At 67.8% G+C, this 8,933-nt stretch carries 6 protein-coding genes and 1 pseudogene; 6 read left to right on the plus strand and 1 reads right to left on the minus strand.

Annotation, left to right across the window (positions count from 1 at the left end; all coding sequences use genetic code 11):
• Window positions 1–2 precede the first annotated feature (2 nt).
• The 3 genes from DBR20_RS10690 (at window position 3) to ubiM (ending at window position 2,200) form a co-directional block, all read left to right on the plus strand.
• The gene (locus DBR20_RS10690; protein WP_108266163.1) at window positions 3–539 is read left to right on the plus strand and encodes a DUF4019 domain-containing protein; all 537 of its coding nucleotides are present in this window, start codon (window positions 3–5) and stop codon (window positions 537–539) included.
• A 12-nt stretch (window positions 540–551) separates the two neighbouring features.
• Window positions 552–941, plus strand: a complete 390-nt coding sequence (locus tag DBR20_RS10695; protein WP_108266164.1) for an MAPEG family protein — start codon at window positions 552–554, stop codon at window positions 939–941.
• 80 nt (window positions 942–1,021) lie between these two features.
• Window positions 1,022–2,200: a 5-demethoxyubiquinol-8 5-hydroxylase UbiM gene (gene ubiM / locus DBR20_RS10700; protein ID WP_108266165.1), complete on the plus strand. Its 1,179-nt coding sequence runs from the start codon at window positions 1,022–1,024 to the stop codon at window positions 2,198–2,200.
• 15 nt (window positions 2,201–2,215) lie between these two features.
• Here ubiM and DBR20_RS10705 read toward each other — a convergent pair whose 3' ends face one another.
• The gene (locus DBR20_RS10705) at window positions 2,216–2,437 is read right to left on the minus strand and encodes an RNA-binding S4 domain-containing protein (RefSeq protein ID WP_089239773.1); all 222 of its coding nucleotides are present in this window, start codon (window positions 2,435–2,437) and stop codon (window positions 2,216–2,218) included.
• A 269-nt stretch (window positions 2,438–2,706) separates the two neighbouring features.
• On the opposite strand from DBR20_RS10705, the gene DBR20_RS10710 reads away from it, so the two are divergent.
• The 3 genes and pseudogenes from DBR20_RS10710 to DBR20_RS22980 form a co-directional block, all read left to right on the plus strand.
• On the plus strand, window positions 2,707–4,644 hold the full coding sequence (locus tag DBR20_RS10710) for a DEAD/DEAH box helicase (protein ID WP_108266166.1): 1,938 nt from the start codon (window positions 2,707–2,709) through the stop codon (window positions 4,642–4,644).
• A gap of 188 nt (window positions 4,645–4,832) precedes the next feature.
• Window positions 4,833–7,256 (plus strand): EAL domain-containing protein, encoded by a 2,424-nt coding sequence (locus DBR20_RS10715; protein ID WP_108266167.1) that lies wholly within the window; start codon window positions 4,833–4,835, stop codon window positions 7,254–7,256.
• A 758-nt stretch (window positions 7,257–8,014) separates the two neighbouring features.
• A pseudogene (locus tag DBR20_RS22980) lies at window positions 8,015–8,933 on the plus strand (7TM diverse intracellular signaling domain-containing protein); the annotation flags it as partial.

Genomic DNA, 8,933 nt, shown 5'->3' on the forward strand with positions numbered 1-8,933 from the left:
GCGTGCTCCTGCTGCTGTCCCTGTTGCCCCTGGCTGCACTGGCGCAAGCGCCTGCACCGGCCACGCCCGCACCGGCCCCGGCTCGCCCCGCGCCGAGTGCCCCGACCGCCGCGAAGCCGGCGACCGCTGCCACGCCGGTGCTGAGTGCTGCCCAGCAGGCGCAGGTGCAGAAACAGGACGCGGAAATGGGCAGCGCCGCATTGAAGGCCGCGCAACTGGTCGACGCCAATCGGGCGGGTGAGTTGTGGGACGGCGCCTCGGCTGTTGCCCGCCGGGCGGTGCCCAAGGCGGCCTTCGTCAGCCAGCTTGCGGCAGACCGCACGCGTCTGGGCGCGATGGCCGGCCGTGGCCAGCCGACCATCACCCGGGTCAAGTACGCCGCAGGCGCTGCCGTGCCTGAAGGCCTGTACATCAACGTCAGCTTCCCGACCCGCTTCGCCAACAGCGCGCAGCCGGTACGCGAGCTGGTGTCGTTCCGCTTCGACGAAGACCAGACCTGGCGCCTGGCCGGTTACAGCCTGCGCGCATCCAGCCCCTGACGGAGATCGACGATGGCCACCGAACTGACGATGCTGGCATGGGCAATGCTGCTGGGTTTCGTCTACATCTTCGCCGCCTCCACCGTGGTCACCCGCGAGCGCGGGATGAAATGGAACGCCTCTGCACGCGACGACTCGTCCAAGCCGCTGAGTCCGCTGGCAGGCAGGCTGCAGCGGGCGCAATCCAACTTCTTCGAGACCTTCCCGTTCTTCGCTGCCGCTGCGATCGCGGTGGTGGTGGCCGGGCGCGGCAGTGACACCACCGCGCTGGCGGCGCAGGTCTACTTCTGGGCCCGTGTGGTGTACCTGCCGCTGTACGCCGCTGGCATTCCCTATGTGCGCAGCCTGGTCTGGCTGGTATCGATCCTGGCAATCCTGGCGCTGGTGTTCGCGCTGCTGTGACGCACAGCTGATCCAGATCAAGGCCGGTCAGGCACGCGGCGTTATGCTGGCCGCGACTGGATCAACGGCAGGAGGTGCGCATGCGCAGGATGGACGTGGTGGTGGTCGGCGCCGGACCGGCCGGGTTGTGCTTTGCGCGCGCGCTGGCCGGCACCGGCCTGCAGGTGGGGCTGGTCGAGGCGCAGCCGCGCCAGGCTTTGGCCGATGCCGCCTTCGATGGCCGTGAAATCGCCCTGACCCATGCGTCGCGACAGAGTCTGGAACAGCTGGGCCTGTGGCAACGCCTGCCCGAGACCGAGGTTGCCGAGCTGCGCGACGCGCGGGTGATGAACGGCGGGTCGCCATTCGCGCTGACCTTCGCCAGCAGCCAGATCGATGGCCAGCCGTTGGGCTGGCTGGTGCCCAATCATCTGATCCGCCGCGCGGCCTGGCAGGCGGTGCAGGGCCAGGACGGGCTGGAGCTGTTCGATGGTCGCAAGGTGCAGACGGTGCGCGCCGACAGCCAGGGCCACGTGGTGCGCCTGGATGATGGCAGCGAACTGCACGCGCGCCTGCTGGTGTGCGCCGACAGCCGCTTCTCCGGCACCCGCCGCATGCTCGGCATCGGTGCGCAGATGCGTGACTTCGGCAAGTCGATGCTGGTCTGCAGGATGCAGGTCGAGCGCGATCATCACCACACGGCGTGGGAGTGGTTCGGCTATGGACGCACGATGGCACTGCTGCCGCTCAACGAAGGCCAGGCATCGGCGGTGATCACCCTGCCACCGCGGCAGATCGAAGAACTGCTGGCGATGGATGAGATCGCGTTCGGGGACGCCATCAGCGGTTTCTTCGAGCACCGCTTGGGACGCATGCAGCCGGTGGTCACGCCGCAGGCCTATCCCCTGGTCGGGGTGTATGCGCACCGCTTCGTCGGCGAACGTTCGGCGTTGATCGGTGACGCCGCGGTGGGCATGCACCCGGTCACCGCACATGGTTTCAACCTGGGCCTGGCCAGTGCGCAGCGGTTGGCGCAGGGCATCGCCGAGCAGCAGCGGCGCGGCGCGGATATCGCCGCCGCCGGCATGCTGGGCAGCTACCAGCGCGGGCATCGGCTGGCAGCGCGGCCGCTATATGAGGCGACCAATGCGATTGCCAGCCTGTATACCGATGACCGCCGGCCGGCGCGCCTGTTGCGCGCGGCGGGGTTGCGGGTAGCTCAGGGGGTGGCGCCGTTCCGGCAGCTGATTGCCGCCCACCTGACCCAGCGCGTGGCCTGACGGCCGCGCGGTGACTCAAACGGCGGCCAGGACCCGGATCTGGCTGTCGTTGAACTCGACCACCTGGCCTGCGCGGATCTTGCAGGCCTTGCGCAGCTCGACCTCGCCATCGACCAGCACCAGGCCTTCGCTGATGACCATCTTGGCTTCGCCACCGCTGGTGACCAGGTCGGCCAGCTTGAGCAACTGCTTGAGTTCGACGTAGTCGCCGTCGAGGTCGAATTCGAGGATCTGCATGGAACGGGGTTTCCTGGGGCAGGCGCTGCAGGACAGGGCCCGCAGCGGTAAAATGGGCGCCTATTGTGCGCCACGGCGGGCCGTAACGGCATGCCGTTGGTTTCCTGTACACCTTGTTCAGCAACAGTGCGGTATCATTCCGCTCTGAGCGAGTAAAACCTCAGCTTCAACCGAGCAGCGCCAGGGCACGCGATAAGAAGGGCGCCCAAAGCGCGGAATCCCCCTTTTTTTCGCCTGCCATGCTCGTGGCAGTGCCTTCGGAGTTCCCCATGTCCCAAGAAACCCAAGCGCAGCTGCAGTTCGCGCAGCTCGGCCTGTCCGAGCCCGTCATGCAGGCTGTTACCGCCATCGGCTACGAAACGCCGTCGCCGATCCAGGCTGCCACCATCCCGGCGATGCTGGAAGGCCGCGACGTGCTGGGCCAGGCCCAGACCGGTACCGGCAAGACCGCAGCCTTCGCCCTGCCGGTGCTGTCCAACATCGACCTGCAGCAGATCAAGCCGCAGGCCCTGGTGCTGGCCCCGACCCGCGAGCTGGCCATCCAGGTTGCCGAGGCGTTCCAGTCCTATTCCTCGAAGATCCCCGGCTTCCGCGTGCTGCCAGTGTACGGCGGCCAGCCGTACGGCCAGCAGCTGACGGCCCTGCGCCGCGGCGTGCACATCGTGGTCGGTACCCCCGGCCGCGTCATCGACCATCTGAACCGCAGTACGCTGGACCTGTCCGAGCTGAAGACGCTGGTGCTGGACGAAGCCGATGAAATGCTGCGCATGGGCTTCATCGACGACGTCGAAGCGGTGCTGAAGAAGCTGCCGGAGAAGCGCCAGGTGGCGCTGTTCTCGGCGACCATGCCGCCGGCCATCCGTCGTATCGCGCAGACCTACCTGAAGGACCCGGTCGAAGTCACCATCGCGACCAAGACCACCACCTCGGCCAACATCCGCCAGCGCTACTGGTGGGTGAGCGGCATGCACAAGCTGGACGCGCTGACCCGCATCCTGGAAGTCGAGCCGTTCGACGCGATGATCGTCTTCGCGCGCACCAAGGCCGGCACCGAGGAACTGGCCAGCAAGCTGCAGGCCCGTGGCCTGGCCGCTGCCGCCATCAACGGTGACATGCAGCAGGCCCAGCGTGAGCGCACCATCGCCATGCTGAAGGAAGGCAAGCTGGACATCCTGGTTGCCACCGACGTGGCCGCTCGTGGCCTGGACGTGGAGCGCATCAGCCACGTGCTGAACTACGACATCCCGTACGACACCGAAAGCTATGTGCACCGTATCGGTCGTACCGGCCGTGCCGGCCGCAGCGGTGAAGCGATCCTGTTCGCTACCCCGCGCGAGAAGGGCATGCTGCGCCAGATCGAGCGTGCGACCCGCCAGCCGATCGAAGAAATGCAGCTGCCGAGCGTGGAAGCGGTCAACGACAACCGCATCAGCAAGTTCACCTCGCGCATCACCGAGACGCTGGGCCAGGGTGGCCTGGACTTCTACCGCCAGCTGCTGGAGCGCTTCGAGGCCGAGCAGAACGTGCCGGCCATCGAAGTGGCTGCCGCACTGGCGAAGATGATGCAGGGCGATACCCCGTTCCTGCTGCAGCCGCCGGTGCGCGCACCGCGCGAAGAGCGCGCGCCGCGTGAGCGTTTCGAGCGCACCGAGCGCCCGGAACGTGGCGACCGCAACGAGCGCGGCCCGCGTTTCGAGCGTGGTCCGCGTCGTGACGATGCCGAGGGTGGCTTCGAGCAGCGCCCGCGCCGTGACGTGCCGCCGCGCGGTGCACCGGAGCAGGGCATGGAGACCTACCGCATTTCGGTCGGCCACCAGCATGGCGTGAAGCCGGCCAACATCGTCGGCGCCATCGCCAACGAAGCCGGCCTGGAAAGCCGCTTCATCGGTCGCATCGACATCCACGACGACTTCTCGCTGCTGGATCTGCCGGCACAGATGCCGTCGGACGTGCTGACCCACCTGCAGAAGGTGTGGGTGTCCGGCCAGCAGCTGCAGATGCGGCCGTTGGCGGCTGGTGAAGAGGTCAATCCGGCGCCGCGTCCGTTCAAGCCGCGCTTCGACAAGCGTGGTCCGGGCGGCCCGGGTGGCCCCGGTGGTCCGGGTGGTCCGCGTCGCAGCGGCCCGGGTGGCCCCGGCGGCGACCGCGACAGCCGTCCGCCGCGTCGTGATGGCTTCAACAAGCCGCGCGGCCCGCGCAGCTTCTAAGCCGCGCTGAAGTAGATGAACAACGCCAGCCTCCGGGCTGGCGTTGTCATTTGTAGGGTGTCAGACCGGCTTGGCCGCCGCTGCCGGTCACCGGCCGGGTCCGGTTTCGCATGGCCCACACATCCCCGGTTCTAGGCTGGCACGGTTCCGTAGGAGATTGTCACCGCAGCACATTCGGGGGATCCAGGATGGGTAGAAGTGGCATGGACCAACAGCGCCGCCGGGTACCGATGACCCGCGGGCTGGGACTGCGATTTGCGCTGTTGACGGGCATGGCGATCGGACTGGTCGCGCTGTCGGCCGTGATCCAGGAGCTGCAGGCGGCATCGACCGCGTGGATCGCAGGGCAGGGCTACTGGTCGCGGGGGCAGCAGGACGCCACCGCAGCGCTCAGCCGTTACCTGGCGCGTGGCCACCTGCAGGATCTGCAGGATGCCCAACGGGCACTGCGGGTTCCGCTGGGTGACCTGCAGGCTCGCAAGGCGCTGGAGCAACCCGAACCGGACGAGGCGACAGCCCGCGCCGGCTTCCTGCGTGGGGGTAACGCCCGCGCCGACATCCCGCGGCTGATCTTTTCGTTCCGCCACGCGCGCAATGTCGGTGCCTTCCGCGAGGCCACCTGGTTGTGGCGGCAGACCGACGCGGACCTGCTGGCCCTGCAGGCGTTGTCGGAGGAACTGCAACGCCGCCATGGCTCGGGACCGCTGGACGAGGCGACCGTGGATGAGTATCTGCACCGGCTGCGGGGCATCGACCACCAGCTGCGCGCACAGGCGCAGGCGTTCTCGCAGGCGCTGCTGCGCATGGCCCGTGCGGTGCGCATCGCGACGTTGGCCGTGGGCGGCCTGTCGGTCCTGTTGATCAGCCTGATGGCGGTTGCCCTGGCCCGCCGGGTCGGCAAGGACCTGACCGAGCATGAGAGCCGCTTCCGGGCGGCCTTCTACCAGGCCAACGTCGGCATGCTCAAGCTGGATGCCGCCGGCCGGGTGGTGGAGGCCAACCAGGCGATGGCCGACATCCTCGACCATCGCCGCGACGTGCTGCTGCAGATGTCGCTGGCCGAGCTGCTGATGGAGGGCGAGCTGGTGATCGATGGGGGTGGCCGCATCGACTGGGATCGCCAGCTGCGACCGGGCGAACTGCGCTTCCGGCGTCGTGATGGCAGCCTGGTATGGGGACGCTGGAGTGGTACCGGCGTGCGCACCTCCAGCGGTGGCCTGTCGGTGTTCGCCATCGTCGAGGATGTCAGCCAGAACCATGCCCTGGCGCGCGAGATCGAACACCATGCCAGCCACGATCCACTGACCGGCCTGATCAATCGCCGCGAGATCGAGCGCCTGCTGGAGAAGTCGCTGCTGCAGGTCCGCTCCGACGGTGGAACCCACGCACTGGGCTACATCAACCTGGACCACTTCAAGCTGGTCAACGACAGCTTCGGCCACGCGGCCGGCGACCAGATGCTGCGCAGCTTCGCCGAGTACCTGGTCGGCGCGGTGCGTGATGGCGACTGGGTGGGCCGCCTGGGCGCGGATGAGTTCGCGGTGTTCCTCGCCCGCGCCAACCAGGATGAAGCCAAGCGCGTATTGCAGCGGTTGATCCGCAACCTGGGCCAGGCCACGTTCCCGATCAGCGAAGGCAGTCCGCAGCTGAGCTGCAGCGTGGGCGTGGTCGAAGTGACGGCCGAGGCACCGGACGCGAACTGGTTGATGAGCGCCGCCGACAGTGCCTGCTATGCAGCCAAGCAGGCCGGCCGCAACCGCGTGCATTGCTTCAACGAAAACCGGCTGGCCCTGGAAGAACGGCGGCTGGAAGCCGAACGCCTGCAGCGGGTCAGTCGTGCCATGGCCGAGAATCGCATGCTGTTGTATGCGCAGCGCATCGCCAAGGTAGGTGATCCGTCCTACCTGCACTATGAAGTGCTGGTGCGCATGCGTGACAGCGACGGTGTGCTGCACCTGCCGGGCCAGTTCATGCCGGCGGTGGAGCGTTACGGCATGGCGGTGGTGCTGGACCGGCACGTGCTCGGCCTGCTGTTCCGCCACCTGCAGGTGTGTCCGGCGCACGTTCGCCAGCTCGGTCTGTGCAACGTCAACGTGTCGGCCCAGTCGATCGCCGAGCCGGGATTCCTGGCGTTCGTCTGCGACCTGCTGGAGCGCAACCGTGCGCTGGCGTCCAAGCTCTGTTTCGAGATCACCGAAACCGCGGCAATCGGCAACCTGAGCCAGGCACGTGCCTTCATCGACGCGGTCAAGGCGCGCGGATGCCGGGTGGCGCTGGATGACTTCGGCTCGGGCCTGTCCTCGTTCGGCTATCTGCGGCAGCTGCCGGCGGACATGCTGAAGATCGATGGTGCCTTCGTGCGTGACATGGATACCGATCCGGTCAGCCGTGCCAGCGTGCGTGCGATCAGCGAGCTGGGCCGCGAACTGCAGATGGAGGTGGTGGCCGAGTGGGTGGAGTCCATTGAAGTTGCCGAGGCGCTGGCCGGGATGGGGGTGCAGGGCCTGCAGGGCTATGCCATTGAACGGCCGCAGCCGTTGGAGCGGTTGACCCTGGCTGATCTGCGGCCGATGCGGTTGGCCGGCACGCAGGGGCCATCGGCTGCCGGCTGAAGGTGCTGCGGCCGGGCTGCGCCCGGCACCCGCGGTAGTGCCGGCCGCTGGCCGGCAACCTCAGCGGCAACAGCAACAGCAACAGCAACAGCGGGGTTCCTGGGGGATGGCGAGGTGGGTCCGGTTGCGGGGGACGCTGCAAGTACGTCCATGTAAGCTCGGTCGCGCCATCCATGGCGCTCACGCCCCCGCAACCGGACCCACCCCGCCTTCGACAGATCTCCGCAATCTGCCGGAATGGCATGGCCTGCTCCTGGTGGGTGTCGACCTTGGTCGACACGTAGATCCACGCCATGCGTGGATGCTCTTCGTCCAATTATCGAAATATTCGATTTCGATGGAGTTTCATCCACGCATGACGGGGATCCAGCAGACGCCAGGACGCTGTCAGGGGTGGGGCGGTATGGGCAGGCAGGACCGTTGGCGCCATGGATGGCGCCATCGAGCCCCCATGGATGGGTTTACGGTGTGTCCTGCCTGCCCATACCGCCCCGCCCACCTCGGTAGCCGCTTTCGCTGTTGCTTTCGCTGTTGCTTCGGCTCCGGCCTCTGCGGGTGCCGGGCGGCAGCCCGGCCAATACCCCCACCACTTTGGTCTACACATCGGCGGCGCCTTCGACTGCGATAATGCCGCCAGGGGCGACGCGCAGTGGGCGCGGACGTAAGCAGTAACAGGACGTGGCGTGGGCGGCAGGCAGGTGCGTTTGGAAACAGGGGCGGTGCTTGTCCTGCTGCTGGTGTGGTTGGCATTGCCGTGGCTGGGCCATGCGCGCAGCGTCGACGCCGGCCGCGATTACCTTCTGGTCGGCACCGCGACGGCCGAACCTACGCCCCATCGCGCGTGTACGCCGGAGATGCTGGCCGGGCCGCGCCAGCAGACACGGGTGAATGCACCGCCAGAAGGCTGGTCCGGCGAGCCGCAGGCGCTGGATGTCTTCAATGTCTTTGCCGGTGAAGTGCGGCTGCAGCACGGTGACCGCGAGATCTGCGGCAACATGCAGGACGCGCGCACCCGCGACTCGCGCTTCCGTGCGGGCATCGGCATGGTGGCGGTACCTGCTGCCGGCAGCCACGAACCCTTCCTGGTCTCTTGGCAGACGCCGCTGAAGGCGCGCTGGGTGCCGACGTTGCAGCTGGGCGCGCCCAGCCCGGTACAGCAGAACGATACTGCCCGGCTGCTGGTGCGCGCTGCCTGCATCGCCGTGGCAATCGCGCTGGCGCTGTCGGCGCTGATGGCCTATCTGACCACCCGCGACCGCAGTTTCCTGATGTACATCGGCGCCACCTTGGTGCTGGTGCTGTGGCAGTCGATCCTCGGTGGCCTCAGCGGCTATCCCGAACCCTGGCTGCGGGTCGGCGGACGCGGTGACTGGTGGCTGCTGGCGTTGACTGCAGCGACCCAGGCACTGGTGTTGCCGGCGCTGTGGCGCCTGAACGGCGGTGACCGCGTACTGCCACGTTCGCGCGTGGGCCAGCAGCTGGTGCTGTGGTCCCTGCTGACGGTGGCAGCACTGGTGCCGTGGTTGCAGCGCGATGGACTGGGCGTGGTTGCGCAGGTCCTGCAGTGGAGCTTCATCGTCGGCTGCGCACTGTCGTTGGCGATGGGCATCTGGGCCCGCCTGCGCGGCGATGTCTGGTCGCTGGCGGGGCTGGCGGCACTGGCGCCGATGCTGGTGC

Origin of the sequence: Stenotrophomonas sp. HMWF023, from assembly GCF_003060985.1 — a bacterium.
Classification (GTDB): Bacteria; Pseudomonadota; Gammaproteobacteria; order Xanthomonadales; family Xanthomonadaceae; genus Stenotrophomonas; species Stenotrophomonas lactitubi.